Genomic DNA, 15,608 nt, shown 5'->3' with positions numbered 1-15,608 from the left:
ATGACCAGAAGCCTCACACTTTTAGCTACTATTTTTCTTAGCTTTTCATCCTCTGCTTTGCTTAGAGCCCAAGCTCTTTCAGAGTCTCAGCTTTATTTTCCCCCAAAGGTTGGTCTGACTTGGGAGCGGATGTCTTTCCCTGAAACTGGCTGGGATCAAGCCGGAATGGGAGCGTTTTTATCTTGGCTGGAAAGCACCAATACTAGAGCTTTTCTCATCTTGAAAGATGGGAAACTCGTTGTCGAAGAATACCGCGGAAATCGCCTTACCGGAATGGGTCCTATGGATGAGAGTTCCCTTTGGTATTGGGCCTCTGCCGGCAAAACCCTAACTGCAGCACTCCTTGGAATTGCTGAAGAGGAAGGACTTCTTAAGCTGAAAGACCGCAGCCAAAAATACCTCGGGAAAGGATGGACTTCTTTGGAAAATAAGCAGGAGAAAAGAATCAGGATTGTTCATCAGCTTAGCATGACCACAGGGCTTGATGATACAGGGGATTTGAATAGTGTGGCTCCTTCGGATCTTCGCTTTAGGGCAAAAGCCGGAACCCGATGGAGCTATCACAATGCTCCATATACTGTCCTCAAACAAGTGGTGCAAAATGCAAGCGGCAGGTCCTTCCAAGATTATTTTCAAGAAAAAATCAGAGACCGGATAGGAATGAATGGCCTCTGGCAAAATACCGGAGGAAATAATGTGTACTACTCAAGTCCTCGATCTATGGCACGCTTTGGACTTTTGCTTCTAGCCAAAGGAAAATGGGAAGACGAACAGGTTCTGAATTCCGAATTCGTAGAGCAAATGATCAGTCCATCGCAAGACTTTAATCCAAGTTACGGACTATTGACCTGGCTGAATGGGCAAAGTTCCTTCAGATTGCCGGGCATGGAAAGAAATTTACCAGGTTCATTGGTGTCGGATGCGCCCGAGGACATGTTTATGGCTTTGGGTAAAAATGGGCAATTTTTGATGGTGATTCCTTCTCAAAATGTGGTCATCGTCCGAATGGGTGCAAGTTCGGATACTTCTTTAATACCTTTTTTATTGATGAATCAGATTTGGGAAAGACTCGGTCCAGTGATCAGTGGCAATTAAGCTAGTCTCCAGGTAAGTTTAAATATACTTGCTGAGCTGGTAATTGATTTTATCCAGCGACAAAGGTTTCTCAAGAAATCCCGACACAATATTGAAACTTAGTGCTTTCTGCCTGTCTTGGAAGTCGATGGAACTTGATAGAATTACGATTTCATCTTTTCTTTCAGGAAATTTCTCCTGATAGGTATTCAAAAACTCCCAACCATTCATGACCGGCATGTTGATGTCAAGAAAAATCAAAAGTTGTTGGTTTTGCGGAAACTCTTCAATCTTTTTTAATGCTAAATCTGCTTCTAAAAATTCAAGAATGCTCTCGCTCACTTCTGTCTTTCCAAGCAGTCGTTTATTGATCAGGTTATTAATCGGATCATCATCCACTAGAAAAATGGCATCAAATTGAATCATGAAGTGTCATTGGATCAGGCATTGGCAAAATACGATTATTCCAATAGCAAGAAAAAGGTTTTGGTAGATTTTTAATGAAGTTATTTCGATTCACAAAGTTGAACAAAAAAAGGGAAACCGAAGCTTCCCTTTTTTAAATAATTTGGACTGAGCGAATTACATCATGCCGCCCATTCCTCCTCCGCCACCCATTGGAGGCATAGCAGGAGCATCTTCTTTCACGTCTGCTACCACACACTCAGTGGTCAATAGCAATCCAGCGATAGAAGCTGCATTTTCAAGAGCTAGTCGAGTTACCTTAGTAGGATCGATTACACCAGCTTTGAAAAGGTCTTCGTACTGATCGGTACGGGCATTGTAACCGTAGTTTCCTTTATTTTCTCTGATTTTATTGATGATCACAGAAGGCTCACCACCAGCATTAAGGACGATAGTTCTCAAAGGAGACTCAATCGCCATACGCACGATGTTGATACCGGTATCCTGATCTTCATTGATGCCTGTTAGGTTTTCAAGTGCTTCTGCTGCTCTGATAAGCGCAACACCACCACCTACAACAACACCTTCTTGAACAGCCGCTCTAGTAGCGTGCAAGGCATCGTCTACACGGTCTTTCTTCTCCTTCATTTCAACCTCAGTAGCAGCACCGATATATAGGATAGCTACACCACCGGAAAGCTTAGCAAGTCTTTCCTGAAGTTTCTCACGGTCGTAATCAGAAGTAGTCTTTTCGATCTGTGCTTTGATCTCAGAGATACGAGCTTGGATCAAATCACTTTGTCCGGCACCGTTCACTACTGTAGTGTTGTCTTTGTCGATATTTACTTTTTCAGCTCGACCAAGCATATCTACTGTAGCATTCTCAAGTTTGAATCCACGCTCTTCGGAGATTACAGTACCACCAGTTAGGATGGCGATATCCTCAAGCATAGCTTTTCTTCTGTCTCCAAATCCTGGAGCTTTTACAGCAGCGACTTTCAGTGCGCCACGGATTTTGTTTACTACCAAAGTAGCCAAAGCTTCACCATCTACATCTTCAGCGATGATAACCAATGGCTTGCCAGACTGTGCTACTGGCTCCAATACTGGAAGCAATTCCTTCATGGAAGAAATCTTCTTGTCGTAGATCAAGATGTATGGAGACTCAAGCTCAGCTTCCATTTTCTCTGTGTTGGTCACAAAGTATGGAGAAAGGTATCCGCGGTCAAACTGCATTCCTTCTACAGTCTTCACCTCAGTCTCGGTACCTTTTGCTTCTTCTACTGTGATGACACCATCTTTTCCGACTTTCTCCATAGCGTTGGAGATCATCGTTCCAATTTCATCGTCATTGTTAGCAGATACAGTAGCTACCTGAGCGATTTCTTTGCTTGTAGAGATTTCTTTTGAGTTTTCTCTCAATTTTGCAACTACTGCAGCAACCGCTTTGTCTACACCTCTTTTAAGGTCCATTGGGTTTGCACCAGCAGCTACGTTTTTAATACCTGCGTTGAAGATAGCCTGAGCCAAAACAGTTGCGGTAGTAGTACCGTCACCTGCATTATCTGCAGTTTTAGAAGCTACTTCTTTCAAAAGTTGAGCACCCATGTTTTCGATTGGCTCTTCCAATTCGATTTCTTTTGCCACGGATACACCATCCTTAGTGATGGTAGGGGCTCCAAATTTTTTGTCAAGGATGACGTTTCGGCCTTTTGGTCCGAGTGTCACTTTTACTGCATCAGCAAGCGCATCTACACCTTTTTTCAGGCGGTCTCTTGCATTGGTATCAAAGAATAATTCTTTAGCCATTTTTCTGTTTGATTTTTAGTTTCTACAAATAATTAAAGGATTGCGAAAATGTCGGACTCACGCATAATCAAGTAGTCAGCGCCGTCGACGTTGAGCTCAGTACCGGAGTATTTTCCGTACAAAACAGTGTCGCCCACTTTCACAGTCAATGGTTCATCTTTCTTACCAGTTCCGATGGCCACTACCGTACCTTTCTGAGGCTTTTCTTTGGCTGTATCCGGAATGTATAGTCCGGAAGCGGTTTTTTCTTCGGCTGCAGCAGGCTGTACCAACACCCTGTCCGCAAGTGGTTTGATGTTCACGTTTGACATTTTTATGAAATTTTTAAAGGTTAGATTAAAATTCTGAAGCCACTAGAGCGATTCCTGTGCCAATGAGTTTTTACAGAAAAACACTGACAAATCGGCCACACTTTGTCAGTTTCTGACCACTGTTATGAAATTTTCATTCTAAAAAACTGTCAAAATTTCCAAAGGCTCTGGACAAAAATGTCATAATTCATTACTTTTTGTAAAAGCTTCTAGAATATGAGTAAACTGTCGAAAAATTGGATCACTGAAGGCCTAATTGATTTTGAATACAAAAAGTACCAACTCTTGGCCTATTTGCAGGAAACTGACAAATCCTTTAAGGCAATCAAGCTTTACCCACCACTTGGTGAGCTGATTGAGCATCACCGAAATCTCAATGCTTTCAAGTCAGGCAAAAGACAACTTTCAGATATGTTTCCAAAAGCTTTGGAAAGTGTGGACTTTAAAAAGAAGAAGTTGAATTATCAATCTCAATCAGATGATTCCGAGATGATGAAAGAGATTCACCTGATTACTGATTTTGCGATTGAAAAGATCCAAGATCAGATCTATGAAGGAAGAGCGATCTATGATTTTGTGGAGGATCATATAGCCTTCGAGCCGGTTGGTATTTTACCGATCTACACCAAAGAGGGGTTTGTTTTTTTAACTCGGGAAAAGCGATCTGACATCCATGCATTTCGCTATCAGTCGAGTTTGCTACAAATAGCAGGGGAGCGTTTCCGAAGTATATCTTTGTGGCTGGTGGGTATTTTTCAACGGACTCTAGTTCGAACCCTAGAGGCTTTGAAGCTGGAATTAATCCGTGAAATCAAGGAATTGCCCAATCCCGCCGCTTGGCGAATGCATAGCAAGCAGGACTTTCCCATCGAAGAGACTTTGCTTCCGATCAGCAAGAGATTGCTATTGCAGCATGTCAGCAAATGAAAGGTAAGGCTTAGCTGGCTTCTACTAATTCCTTTTCGGTATTAGCTATGCCTTGATTTGCTGTGTTTTCAGCCTTTTTACGTTTTTGGATCACATCGGCACCTGGCTTGTCAAATAGAATCAACCAAGCTTCTTTCAGGTTTTTTGCCTTTCGAAGGTCAACAAAAATGTCTCTCCATTCATGAAAAACAAGATAAATAGGATTGTAGGAAGTCACCGGCTTGGTGATACCATAAGTCGGTCGCTCCTGCTCCTCCATAAATGTCCCAAACATTCGGTCCCAGATAATAAAGGTTGATCCGTAGTTTTTGTCCAGGTAATGCTCATCACTCGCATGATGTACGCGGTGGTGAGAAGGAGTGGTAAAAAAGAACTCGATTGCTGGATGTAATTTTTTGATGTATTCGGTATGAATCCAGAATTGATAAAGGACTGCTATCTGATGACAAATGAAAAACACAAATGGATCAAAGCCCATCAACATGACAGGGATGAAGAAGACGATCTTGATGTGTTGTGTCCAGCCTAAACGGAAAGAAACCGAGAAGTTGTACTTGGAACTGTTGTGGTGCGTGATATGAGTAGCCCACCAAAAACGTTGTTCGTGAGCGACTCTATGTGCCCAATACCTAGCAAAATCAATGGCAACAAAGCAGACAATGAATGACCACCAAGTTGCAGGAATTTTGAAAGGAGCCAAATTATAGAAAAACAATGCTACACCGAATGTGGCCAGTTTGATCATGGCGCTAATCCCAACATTGACTAAGCCAATGGTAGAGGCTGCCAGGAAGTCTTTGGTATCATACGCATCACGTTTTTGATACCAGCTAATTCCCCATTCGATAAATACCAAAAGAAACATGATTGGAGCTGCCCAAAGAATAAGATTTGGCCAGCTTTCAAGTTGAAGGTCCTCCAGTCGGAGAGGTTGATTTTGCATAAAATTAATTTCGATTCAGGAGCAGATTTTGAAAGTTGGTGGTGATAAACATCAAACCTGCTCTAAAAAACAACTCGATTACAAGGTACAAAAAAAATGTCCGCCTTGAAAAGACGGACATCATTAATTATTTCTATCGGTGATTAATTGCCTGCGCTATCAGGCTCAGTTGTGGGTTCCTCAGTTGGTAAGATGCTTTCAGTTTCCTGTTCTCCGAATGCTGGAGCTACTACTTGTTGCTTCGCATTTTCAATGTTCGGAGATGAGAATTGATTGGACTGCGGGTTGGTGTAGAAAGCAGAAGAAACCAAGGATAAAACCAAAATGGATACAGCTAAAACCCAAGTTGCTTTTTCCAAAACATTTCCGGTACGAGTCACTCCCATAATCTGGGAAGCACTACCTCCGAAAGCTGCCCCAACGCCTCCTTTAGAATTTTGGCCTAGGATGACAAGTATTAATAATACTGCCAAAATCAGGATAACGGTAATCAAGAACGTAAACATATTATGAGTCGGTATTAGTCAGATTTTGAATTAAGTTCGCAAAGTAAGCTGATTTCTCTGGAAACTTCAAACTCAGCTTCTCATAAATTTCTACTGCTTTCTGATTTTTCCCTTGCTTGACCAAAAGCTTGGCAAAAGATTCGGTGATCAGCTCTTCTTTGATTTGGGTACTGCTTTCGGCGAGATTTTCTTTGTTTTGATTGGCTTCGATCTCTTTGATCGTGGCCATCTTGATATCCTTTTTACTGAAAGCCTTGATCAGATCGATCTGTTCCTTCTTTTTGGCATCGACAATCTGCTTTTTTTCTTTCTTTTTAATAGACTCAATCAGGTCGTCTCCGGAAGCCTTTCTTCGCTTGGGCTTGGGCTTCTCCTCAGGTGTAGGTCCGTTCGATTTCAGTCCTTTTTCCAGTTGAACCAGCTTAGCGGTTTGATTAGCGCTTTCGGCTGGTTTAGTCAGATTTTCTGGCAGAAGATCCTCGTCTTTGGATTCCGATTGGACGGTAGGCTTTTGATGAATCAATTGACGAAGCCAAATTCTGTCAGGGCTGGTAATAGCCGCCCAACCTAGCGTATTTTCAGAGTTTTGGGACTCCTTCTGAAATTCATAACGTGCGATCAAAGCATGAGGTAGCTGGAAAAAAGGGAAGTTTTCCTGCATTTTTTTCAGCAGAAGGACATCTGATTTTTCCAGATTACTAGCCCGGCTTAATATTTCCTTGAGTTGATTGGCGTTCACGATTACTTTTTTTCCAATATAGACATTTTACCAATTTGCCACCGTGGCAGTAAAAATGTCTTGAATGATGTTTCTGAAAATTTCCTCTACCAATTGACTTTCTACATCAAGCAAAGTAGTCGTTCGGGGATCATAATCTTGGAAGAAAGAGAAATTTTGCTTGAGATTTTCTTCCTCATTGCTGAGGTTGATGTACTCCACTTCTACAGATATCGTCAATCGCATCTGTCCAGCTCGATCCGGAAGGTTTGGATTTCCGCTGGAAACTACCGCTTGTGGAGTCAGGGCATAGCGTTTGATTGCTCCTGAAAACTGAAGGTCCCCATTGGATCTAACGAGCTCAAGTTGGGTGTTTCGCTGATAATAATCCTTCAAAGATTCTGTAAAAAGCTGCTCCATGTTGGCAGGTCCACCACCAGAATCATTGAAGAAATTGTCCACCGAGAAGGATTGAACTAACTCATAATTGATATTGGTCCCTGTGAAGCTGTAATTCACGGAGCAACCGCCCAAAAGTAGAATTACTGCAAAAAAAGCAGATCGCAATGTCCTATTGATCAATTTCATATTGCTTGATTTTGCGGTAAAGTGTGCGTTCAGAGATTCCCAAATCGGAGGCGGCGTACTTCCGCTTGTTGTTATGCTTTCGCAAAGCTTTTAGGATCATTTCCTTCTCCTTTTTTTCTAGCGAAAGCGAATTGTCATCTTCCTCGTGAATGATATCTTCTATGGCCTCATCCTCATAGTCGTCTGAACTGCTGTTTTTCTGTGCTTCCAATACCAAAGGCAAAGAGTACCCTGAGCCTCCTTCGGGCTTCTCTTTTTGGGAGGGACCATGATCCAGATCATCGAAAAGGTCACTGTGCTTTTGAAGCACACTGCTACTCACACCTCCATTTTGGTAAGTTTCGAGGACGAATTTTTTCAGATCATTCATGTCCTTTTTCATATCAAAAAGGACCTTGTACAATAAATCCCGCTCCGAAAAATCCATAGATTCTCCTGAGGAGCCGCCTGATGGAAGTGGCATAGGAAGTCGGGAGTTGTCAGTAGGAAGGTATTTGCTCAGCGTCTTCGCATCTACCTCTCGCTCTTCTTCCAAGAGGGATATTTGCTCGGCGATGTTTTTTAGCTGTCGGATATTTCCTGGAAAAGGATAGCGCATTAGTAATCCTTGTGCATCAGCATCCAAAGAGATTGGCCGAACTCGGTATTTTTCCGAAAAATCAGAAGTGAACTTTCGGAAGAGCAAGACTACATCTTCACCCCGCTCTCGAAGGGGCGGAACGAAAATCGGCACCGTGTTGAGTCGGTAATACAAATCCTCTCGAAACTTCCCTTTTTCCACCGCTCTCAACAACTTCACGTTAGTGGCTGTGATGACGCGGACATTGGTTTTTTGAACCTTTGAAGAGCCGACGCGGATAAATTCACCGTTTTCCAAAACCCGAAGCAGCCTGGCTTGGGTACCAAGTGGCATTTCTCCGATTTCATCCAAAAAGATTGTGCCGCCATCAGTCACTTCGAAGTAGCCCTTTCTGGCCTCGTGAGCTCCTGTAAAGGATCCTTTCTCATGCCCAAAAAGCTCAGAGTCTATCGTGCCCTCCGGGATGGCTCCACAGTTGATTGCTATAAACTTCCCATGCTTTCGAGTGGATAGGGAGTGGATTATTTTCGAAAAGCTTTCCTTACCACTACCGCTTTCTCCGGTGATCAGGACCGTCATATCAGTCGGAGCAGCCTGCATCGCTACCTGAATGGCATGATTGAGCAAGGGACTGTTTCCGATGATCCCGAATCGCTGCTTGACACTTTGTATTTCGTGGGGAGTGATCATGCTTAAAGGGGATTTACTTCCAAGACGTCTCCAAACAAAGTTGCTGTGGTACAATCGGTGATTTTTACTTTTACGTAATCGCCCAGTTTCAGGCCTGCAGATGGTACAATCACCACCTTGTTGGCGGAGTTTCTTCCTTTGAGTTCCTCAGAAGATTTTTTGGAGGTTCCTTCGATGAGAATCCATTGCTCTTTTCCGATATCCAATTTGTTTCGCTCCAGTGAAAGCTCATTTTGCTTAGCGATAATTTCACTTAGCCTCCGCTTTTTGATATCGAGCGGGATATCATCCTCATATTTTTTAGCCGCCAAAGTGCCCGGACGCTCCGAATAGAAAAACATGTAAGAGAAATCATACTTCACCAAGTCCATCAAGGTCAGGGTATCCTGGTGTTCGGCTTCTGTTTCGGTGCAGAATCCTGCAATCATGTCGGAGGAAATGCCGCACTCTTCGCCGAGGATTTCCCGGATGGCACGAACCCGATCCAAATACCACTCTCTGGTGTAGGTTCGGTTCATCATTTCCAAAACGCGGCTGTTTCCAGATTGAACTGGAAGGTGAATATATTTACAGATGTTGTCGTACTTTTTCATGGTGTAGAGCACCTCATCTGTAATGTCTTTTGGATGGGAAGTGGAAAAACGAACCCGAAGCAGGGGGTCGATTTGAGCAACCATTTCCAACAGGTTGGCAAAATTGATAACCTGCGTCACTTCCCCTTCTTTTTTATTGAGTCTAGCCTTATTGTTTTCCTCAGGAGACCACTTGTAAGAATCCACGTTTTGACCCAATAGCGTCACTTCGCGATACCCTCTTTCAAATAAGTCTCGCGCTTCTGCTACAATGGAATGCGGGTCTCTACTTCGCTCTCTTCCCCGGGTGAATGGTACTACACAGAAAGAACACATATTATCACAGCCTCGCATGATGGAGATGAATGCAGTGATCCCGTTTGAGTTTAGTCTGACAGGAGCGATATCGGCGTAGGTTTCTTCTCTGGAAAGGAAGGTATTGACTCCTTTTCTACCGTCTTCTGCAGCATTTACCAGATTTGGTAGGTCTCGATAGGCATCAGGGCCAACGACTACGTCGACGATTTTTTCTTCTTCGAGAAGTTTATCCTTAAGTCGCTCAGCCATGCAGCCCAACACACCGATGGTCATTTCGGGCTTAGATTTTTTTACTGCATTGAAATGATTGAGTCGGTTTCTGACGGTTTGCTCTGCCTTTTCTCGGATAGAGCATGTATTCAAAAAAACCACATCTGCCTGCTCAAAGTCAGAAGTGGTATCATAGCCATTCTCCTTCATGATGGAGGCGACGATTTCAGAATCTGAAAAATTCATCTGACAACCGTAGCTTTCAATGTAGATTTTCTTGCTTTTGCCGGTGTTTTCCTCCTGCGTAGTCTTGTAATCTACCGCTTGAGCCTCTTCTCCGGTGATGATGTCAATATCTTTAATCAACTGATCCATTCAATTCTCATTTTTCGAACTGCGAAATTACGAATAATCGGACAAAATGGCAGTGTTCTCGAAACTATTATAAGAAATATTCACAGTTGGAGATCAATTGTGTTCTCGGACTTTGAGTTTAGGGTCCGGGTTGAGGACTTCTTCTACCTCGGTCAGCGTAAAATCATCGGTATTCAAGTCAGGCTGTCCCGCATTAATCCAGGCGGTGTACCAAAAATCAGCAATCATTTTAATAGAATTTTTCATTTGTCGCTCGACCATCCCATTCAAAGCAAAGTTGTAGGCTTCGGTGAATTCACGGGAATAGACCCGGACAGTCAAGCCATTTCGCTCCTCAAAGCTATATTTCAAATCTTCGGAAAAGCTTTTGCTTAATTCACGTTCGATTTGCAATACGCTATCGACTTGGCTATGGGCAGTCGCTACAGCTTCCCAGATGGCTTGCTGAGGTTTATCCACGTATTCGGCTTTCCCGATCCAAAGACTGAAGTTTCCGGATAGTAATTCCGGGACTCTGCTTTCCCAGAAACCATGGATTCCTTCTTGGCCGGTCAGTTGCCCATTGTAGTTTTTGGTGGTGTGGAGTGGAACGTTCAAATCACCTAGGTAATGACCCAAATCTGCGGAAAGTCGAAGGATGGCGTCTTTATTTTTCTTTTCGAATGCCTTGGTCAGGTTGGTAAAGGTAAGATAGGCAGCCCAGGGACCGATGCCGTGTGCTCTCAAGCTATCCTCACCGAATTTTTCTACTGCGTCAAACCAAAAAACAGGAAGTACATGTAATGCAGAATCACCATAAACGTCCAAGTCGATGTAGTGCTTTTCTGCTTCTCCGGCTACGGCATAGCGGCGACGATCGGGATTGACTGCCTTTTCTGTAATAAATTGAATATGAGGCTTATAAAAAGTAATGAGTTCAGGGGGAAGTGAGAAAACCGCAACACGATTAATGAGCTGATGTGCAAAAAATCCCCAGAAATGCAGGCTTAGAATTAGGCTGATAAATGAAATATGTGGATTGAGTAAAAAAATCATTCAATGAAAATACAACGAATAATTTGCTAATGAAATAGCTTTATGCCTTATATTCGCAGCGTTAAATTCAATTATTCCAAATAATCGATCATCCGAAAGGACAGAGAATGGTACTAATTATTAATTTCCTTTGGTGGAATTAATTATTTGCTCTAAATTTGCACTCCAATTCGGTTAGGGGATCGTTTAAGAAATTTATTTAATTCAAGATATGGCAAATCACAAATCAGCTCTAAAGAGAATTCGTGCCAACGAAGCGAAGCGTTTGAGAAACAGATATCAGTCAAAGACTACTCGTACGTTTATCAAGCGTTTGAAAGCGGCTACGGAAAAATCAGAAGCGCAAGAGCTATTCCAAAAAGTATCTTCTATGCTTGACAAACTAGCCAAGAAGAACATCATTCACAGGAATAACGCGAGCAACAAAAAATCTAAGCTGGCAAAATTTGTCAATGCTTTAGGTTAATTAATAGCTTAAAAAATTATTGAAAACCCTGCTTGTCAGGGTTTTTTTTATGTCTAAAAATCAATAGATTTAGTTTCACTTTTTTTGATTTAGGCATGGAGAACTTTACTTCAATCAAAATCGCACAGCTAGCCGAAGAAGATCGGCCCCGGGAAAAATTATTATTGAAAGGCAAATCTGCACTGACAGACGCTGAATTAATTGCCATTCTGATCGGTTCAGGCACCCCAAGCATCAGCGCGGTCGATCTGTCCAAGCATATCCTGTCTTCTGTGAATCATGATCTTTCTGCCTTGGCAAGGCTGACGATTCAGGATCTCAAGAAATTCAAGGGAATAGGAGAAGCCAAGGCTATCAGCATCGTCAGCGCCATGGAGCTTGGAAGAAGGCGAAAGGACATCGAGCCGAGAAAAAAGTTCAAGATCACCAGCTCCAGAGATGTGTATGATCTGATGAAGCCTGAATTGTATGACGAGATTGTCGAGCATTTTTACCTATTGCTTCTGACTCGGTCCAATCAAGTCATCAAAAAAGAACGAATTTCCCAAGGGGGGACTTCTGGTACGGTCGTCGATGCCAAACTGGTTTTCAAAGCAGCTTTGGATCATCAGGCTCAGTCTGTCATCCTCGTGCACAATCATCCGAGCGGAAGCCTGAGCCCTTCTGAGCAAGACCGAAGACTAACCAAGCGATTGACGGAAATTGGCCGGGCGATGGATCTGCCGGTCTTAGATCATGTGATTTTTACTGACTCAGGTTATTTTAGCTTTGCGGATGAAGGAATTTTATAGAGACAAGAGATTAGATTCTAGAGAAAAGACATGAGAGAAAAGAGCGCTGGTGCTGTGAGGGAAAGGAGATAGATTGTAATTTTGGCAACCTTTGAAGTCTCCTCCTGTTATTTGAAACAGGAAAAGGATAGTCCCTATCGATTTATGAAAACCAATCATATTATTTTAATTTTTGTGTCGGTCGTGGTTTTGGCAGCAATAGCTTATACACTTACCAGTGCTGAGGATCCAGAGACCTATATTGAGAATATCGAAGCCGAACGCGAACGTCAGTTTAAATTTATCCGATACAATTTTGAGTCGCCTTTGACGGAGGAGCAAAAGCGGAATTTTAAGGAATTGACTTTTTATCCCATTGACCCTGCGTATAAAGTGAAGGCTCGAATCATCCCAAAAGAAGATAAAAAGGTACGGGAAGTGCCACTTACAGACGGGAGTAAGGAGCGATATATCGAACATGCATACGCTGAGTTTGAGCTGGGAGGGAAGACCAATCGACTCCTCTTGCTTCAGGCGATGGATGAAGTGGACAAGCGGAATTTCTTTTTGGCATTTGCCGATGAGACGAGCAGTCGCGAGACTTATGGCGGAGGACGCTATATTAATGCCAGACAGGACGGGAAAAACAGCATTACGATCGATTTTAACTTGGCTTATAATCCCTATTGCGCCTACAATCCCGACTATGCCTGTCCCATCCCACCAAGAGAAAATATTTTGGATATCGCTATTGAGGCTGGGGAGAAAAATTACAAGGAATAGCTTCGGCCTTCCTGAAAAGCTTTAAATTTGTCTGTGTTAATTGAGAAAGAGGGTTTTCGAACCCTTTTTCTGTATTTGAAAGTCTACGGAAGGCAATAAAAGAACCGAGTTTTATGAAAATTTCAATCAACCGATTAAAAAAATACATTGCTTTAACTGAATCACCGGAAGAAATTGCAGACTTACTTACTCAATCCGGCCTGGAGGTGGAAGGGATCGAGGAGTTTGTTTCCATCCCCGGAGGACTGGAAGGGATCGTAATTGGGGAAGTCTTGACTTGCGAAAAGCATCCCGATGCCGATAAACTCAGCCTGACTACCGTGGATATCGGAGCAGATTCCCATTCGCAGATTGTCTGTGGAGCACCCAATGTTGCTGCAGGACAAAAGGTGTTGGTAGCCACCGTTGGAGCCACACTCTACCCTACAGGAGGAGATTCTTTTACTATCAAGAAGGCTAAAATCCGCGGACAGGTTTCCGAAGGGATGATTTGTGCTGAGGATGAATTGGGGATCGGTACCAGTCACGACGGTATCATGGTTTTGGACACAGACCTACCCAACGGAACTCCCGCTTCTGAATTGATTTCTGTGACTCGTGATCATGTCTTGGAGATTGGATTGACGCCAAACCGGGCAGATGCAGCCTCTCATTTGGGAGTAGCAAGGGATTTGAAAGCACTTTTAGGCCGACCGCTTTGTATCGATCAAGTCTCTGATTTGACGCTAGAAGGTGATCGGAAAGAGTTGGAAATATCTGTAGCTGATGCTGCTGATTGCCCAAGATATGCAGGTGTGGTTGTTTCTGATTTGAAGGTAGCTCCTTCTCCACAGTGGCTTCAGGATTTTCTTCGGGCGCTGGATCTGGAGCCGATCAATAATGTGGTCGATATCACTAATTTTATTTTGCATGACTTGGGACAACCCTTGCATGCTTTTGACTTTGAGAAAATTTCCGGAGGCAAAATCAGCGTCCAAAAACTTCCTAAGGACAGCAAATTCATCACCTTGGATGAGAAGGAACGAAAACTTTCTGGCGAGGAATTGATGATTTGTGATTCCGAAGGAGGGATGTGTATTGGCGGGATTTTCGGAGGAAAAGGATCTGGAGTTTCTGATCAGACTACTTCTATTTTCTTGGAGTCGGCCTACTTTTCTCCAGATGTCATCCGAAAAGGCGCTCAATATCACGGCTTGAAGACAGATGCTTCTTTCCGTTTTGAGCGGGGGACAGATCCGAATATGCCGGTCTATGCTTTGAAAAAGGCAGTCGAACTATTGCAGGAGATCGCCGGAGGCAAGGTGAGCTCCGAAATGGTAGACCTCTATCCAAACCCGATCGCTGACTTTGAAATCGACGTGGAATACGGCCATATCAACCGACTGATCGGGAAGAAAATCGAGCCAAGTCAAGTGAAGTCCATTCTGGAAGGATTGGACATTCGTGTGGAGAATGAGACAGAACAAGGCTTCAAAGCGATCGTCAAGCCCTACCGGGTGGATGTCATCCGTGAAGCAGATATTATTGAAGAAATTCTGAGAATCTATGGTTTTCAGCAGGTTGAGCTTTCCGAAAATCTCAAAACCGATTATCTGGCTGAGCATCCGGTCAAAGATCTCAATAAGCTCCAATACCGACTTTCGGAGATTTTGGGAGCTCAAGGGTATCAGGAGATGATTACCAACAGCTTGACCAAACCAGTTTATGCTGAAAAATCAGGCTTCTTGGACTCCAATTTGAATGTGGAAATCTACAATAAACTCAGTGAGGACTTGGGCGTGATGCGTCAATCACTCCTTTTCACAGGATTGGAAGTGTTAGCCCATAACATCAATCGTCGTCAAAGCGATCTGAAATTCTTTGAATTTGGCACAGTCTACCAAAAAACCGATGCCGGGTACCAAGAAGGCCGTCGATTGGCAATCTTTCACTCAGGAAATCGTTCTGCTGAGAGTTGGTTGGAGCCTGCGAGACCTTTCGGCTTTGCTGACCTGTATGCGACTATCGAACGGCTGTTGGATAAGCTCAACCTGCAAATCTCCAATTCAGAAATGCTTGAATCAGCTCCATTTGAATATGGCCTTCGTCTCATGCTGGGCCAAAAGGAACTGGGAACCTTGGGCTTGGTGAAGGATTCACTTCTGAAAATGACTGAGGTTAGGCAGGAAGTATGGTATGCGGACTTGGATTGGGACTTGCTTTGCAAAAAAGCCAGCGGGCTGAAGCAATATGCGGAGATTTCCAAATTCCCTGAAGTGCGTAGGGATCTTTCTTTGGTGATTGACAAAGCGGTGAGCTACGCAAAAGTGAAAGAGGTAGCAGAGAAGGCAGGCGGAAAGCTACTGCGACGTATTGGAGTTTTTGATGTTTACCAAGGGGATAAAATTGATGCAGGCAAAAAAGCCTATGCTTTGAGTTTTCATCTTCAGGATCAGGAAAAAACACTGACAGATAAGGTAATTGACAAAACAATGCATAAATTAATGGAGGCCTTTCAAAATGAAGTCGGGGCCGTCATTCGAAGCTAA

16 protein-coding genes are annotated in these 15,608 nt (G+C 43.2%); 6 read left to right on the top strand and 10 right to left on the bottom strand.

The window, feature by feature from the left end; translation table 11 throughout:
* On the top strand, window positions 1-1,095 hold the full coding sequence (locus tag CDH51_RS06470) for a serine hydrolase domain-containing protein (protein WP_100627910.1): 1,095 nt from the start codon (window positions 1-3) through the stop codon (window positions 1,093-1,095).
* An 18-nt stretch (window positions 1,096-1,113) separates the two neighbouring features.
* Here CDH51_RS06470 and CDH51_RS06465 read toward each other — a convergent pair whose 3' ends face one another.
* The 3 genes from CDH51_RS06465 to CDH51_RS06455 all read right to left on the bottom strand — a co-directional run bounded on the left by CDH51_RS06465 (window position 1,114) and on the right by CDH51_RS06455 (window position 3,599).
* The gene (locus CDH51_RS06465; protein WP_026945505.1) at window positions 1,114-1,500 is read right to left on the bottom strand and encodes a response regulator; all 387 of its coding nucleotides are present in this window, start codon (window positions 1,498-1,500) and stop codon (window positions 1,114-1,116) included.
* A gap of 156 nt (window positions 1,501-1,656) precedes the next feature.
* Window positions 1,657-3,288 carry a chaperonin GroEL gene (gene groL / locus CDH51_RS06460; RefSeq protein ID WP_100627909.1) on the bottom strand — a complete coding sequence of 544 codons (1,632 nt, stop codon included), beginning with the start codon at window positions 3,286-3,288 and terminating at the stop codon, window positions 1,657-1,659.
* A gap of 32 nt (window positions 3,289-3,320) precedes the next feature.
* Window positions 3,321-3,599 (bottom strand): co-chaperone GroES, encoded by a 279-nt coding sequence (locus CDH51_RS06455; RefSeq protein ID WP_024281503.1) that lies wholly within the window; start codon window positions 3,597-3,599, stop codon window positions 3,321-3,323.
* Between the two features lie 216 nt (window positions 3,600-3,815).
* Here CDH51_RS06455 and CDH51_RS06450 point away from each other — a divergent pair, with 216 nt between their 5' ends.
* Entirely contained in the window at window positions 3,816-4,526 is a 711-nt protein-coding gene (locus CDH51_RS06450) for a hypothetical protein (protein ID WP_100627908.1), read from the top strand.
* A 10-nt stretch (window positions 4,527-4,536) separates the two neighbouring features.
* On the opposite strand, the gene CDH51_RS06445 is transcribed toward CDH51_RS06450, so the two are convergent.
* The 7 genes from CDH51_RS06445 to CDH51_RS06415 all read right to left on the bottom strand — a co-directional run bounded on the left by CDH51_RS06445 (window position 4,537) and on the right by CDH51_RS06415 (window position 11,061).
* Entirely contained in the window at window positions 4,537-5,469 is a 933-nt protein-coding gene (locus CDH51_RS06445) for a sterol desaturase family protein (RefSeq protein ID WP_100627907.1), read from the bottom strand.
* A gap of 143 nt (window positions 5,470-5,612) precedes the next feature.
* A complete protein-coding gene (gene secG / locus CDH51_RS06440; protein WP_026945508.1) occupies window positions 5,613-5,975 on the bottom strand; it encodes a preprotein translocase subunit SecG in 363 nt (120 codons plus the stop codon).
* A 1-nt stretch (window position 5,976) separates the two neighbouring features.
* Window positions 5,977-6,714, bottom strand: coding sequence for a hypothetical protein (locus CDH51_RS06435; RefSeq protein ID WP_100627906.1), 738 nt, complete (start codon window positions 6,712-6,714; stop codon window positions 5,977-5,979).
* 27 nt (window positions 6,715-6,741) lie between these two features.
* Window positions 6,742-7,281, bottom strand: coding sequence for an LPS assembly lipoprotein LptE (gene lptE / locus CDH51_RS06430; protein WP_100627905.1), 540 nt, complete (start codon window positions 7,279-7,281; stop codon window positions 6,742-6,744).
* Window positions 7,265-8,551 (bottom strand): sigma-54 interaction domain-containing protein, encoded by a 1,287-nt coding sequence (locus CDH51_RS06425; protein ID WP_100627904.1) that lies wholly within the window; start codon window positions 8,549-8,551, stop codon window positions 7,265-7,267. The genes lptE and CDH51_RS06425 overlap by 17 nt, the downstream gene beginning before the upstream one ends.
* A 2-nt stretch (window positions 8,552-8,553) precedes the next feature.
* Window positions 8,554-10,026 (bottom strand): tRNA (N6-isopentenyl adenosine(37)-C2)-methylthiotransferase MiaB, encoded by a 1,473-nt coding sequence (gene miaB / locus CDH51_RS06420; protein ID WP_100627903.1) that lies wholly within the window; start codon window positions 10,024-10,026, stop codon window positions 8,554-8,556.
* Window positions 10,027-10,119: 93 nt separating this feature from the next.
* Window positions 10,120-11,061, bottom strand: a complete 942-nt coding sequence (locus CDH51_RS06415; protein WP_232724767.1) for a zinc dependent phospholipase C family protein — start codon at window positions 11,059-11,061, stop codon at window positions 10,120-10,122.
* 211 nt (window positions 11,062-11,272) lie between these two features.
* On the opposite strand from CDH51_RS06415, the gene rpsT reads away from it, so the two are divergent.
* From rpsT to pheT, 4 genes are all read left to right on the top strand, one after another.
* Window positions 11,273-11,527 (top strand): 30S ribosomal protein S20, encoded by a 255-nt coding sequence (gene rpsT, locus CDH51_RS06410; protein WP_024281512.1) that lies wholly within the window; start codon window positions 11,273-11,275, stop codon window positions 11,525-11,527.
* Window positions 11,528-11,622: 95 nt separating this feature from the next.
* Entirely contained in the window at window positions 11,623-12,318 is a 696-nt protein-coding gene (gene radC, locus CDH51_RS06405) for a RadC family protein (RefSeq protein ID WP_100627902.1), read from the top strand.
* Window positions 12,319-12,462: 144 nt separating this feature from the next.
* A complete protein-coding gene (locus CDH51_RS06400; protein ID WP_100629356.1) occupies window positions 12,463-13,080 on the top strand; it encodes a DUF1684 domain-containing protein in 618 nt (205 codons plus the stop codon).
* A 113-nt stretch (window positions 13,081-13,193) separates the two neighbouring features.
* Entirely contained in the window at window positions 13,194-15,608 is a 2,415-nt protein-coding gene (gene pheT / locus CDH51_RS06395; RefSeq protein WP_100627901.1) for a phenylalanine--tRNA ligase subunit beta, read from the top strand.

The sequence above is a fragment of the Algoriphagus formosus genome, assembly GCF_002807035.1.
Lineage (GTDB): Bacteria > Bacteroidota > Bacteroidia > Cytophagales > Cyclobacteriaceae > Algoriphagus > Algoriphagus formosus.
The sequence above is the reverse complement of the archived record's forward strand: the minus strand, read 5'-3'. Positions and strand labels throughout refer to the sequence as shown.

What these genes read in the sequence shown, in the direction of transcription:
- CDH51_RS06470 (WP_100627910.1), top strand. Translation starts at nt 1, where the DNA reads ATGACCAGAAGCCTCACACTTTTAGCTACTATTTTTCTTAGCTTTTCA.
- CDH51_RS06465 (WP_026945505.1), bottom strand. Translation starts at nt 1,500, where the DNA reads ATGATTCAATTTGATGCCATTTTTCTAGTGGATGATGATCCGATTAAT.
- groL (WP_100627909.1), bottom strand. Translation starts at nt 3,288, where the DNA reads ATGGCTAAAGAATTATTCTTTGATACCAATGCAAGAGACCGCCTGAAA.
- CDH51_RS06455 (WP_024281503.1), bottom strand. Translation starts at nt 3,599, where the DNA reads ATGTCAAACGTGAACATCAAACCACTTGCGGACAGGGTGTTGGTACAG.
- CDH51_RS06450 (WP_100627908.1), top strand. Translation starts at nt 3,816, where the DNA reads ATGAGTAAACTGTCGAAAAATTGGATCACTGAAGGCCTAATTGATTTT.
- CDH51_RS06445 (WP_100627907.1), bottom strand. Translation starts at nt 5,469, where the DNA reads ATGCAAAATCAACCTCTCCGACTGGAGGACCTTCAACTTGAAAGCTGG.
- secG (WP_026945508.1), bottom strand. Translation starts at nt 5,975, where the DNA reads ATGTTTACGTTCTTGATTACCGTTATCCTGATTTTGGCAGTATTATTA.
- lptE (WP_100627905.1), bottom strand. Translation starts at nt 7,281, where the DNA reads ATGAAATTGATCAATAGGACATTGCGATCTGCTTTTTTTGCAGTAATT.
- CDH51_RS06425 (WP_100627904.1), bottom strand. Translation starts at nt 8,551, where the DNA reads ATGATCACTCCCCACGAAATACAAAGTGTCAAGCAGCGATTCGGGATC.
- miaB (WP_100627903.1), bottom strand. Translation starts at nt 10,026, where the DNA reads ATGGATCAGTTGATTAAAGATATTGACATCATCACCGGAGAAGAGGCT.
- CDH51_RS06415 (WP_232724767.1), bottom strand. Translation starts at nt 11,061, where the DNA reads ATGATTTTTTTACTCAATCCACATATTTCATTTATCAGCCTAATTCTA.
- rpsT (WP_024281512.1), top strand. Translation starts at nt 11,273, where the DNA reads ATGGCAAATCACAAATCAGCTCTAAAGAGAATTCGTGCCAACGAAGCG.
- radC (WP_100627902.1), top strand. Translation starts at nt 11,623, where the DNA reads ATGGAGAACTTTACTTCAATCAAAATCGCACAGCTAGCCGAAGAAGAT.
- CDH51_RS06400 (WP_100629356.1), top strand. Translation starts at nt 12,463, where the DNA reads ATGAAAACCAATCATATTATTTTAATTTTTGTGTCGGTCGTGGTTTTG.
- pheT (WP_100627901.1), top strand. Translation starts at nt 13,194, where the DNA reads ATGAAAATTTCAATCAACCGATTAAAAAAATACATTGCTTTAACTGAA.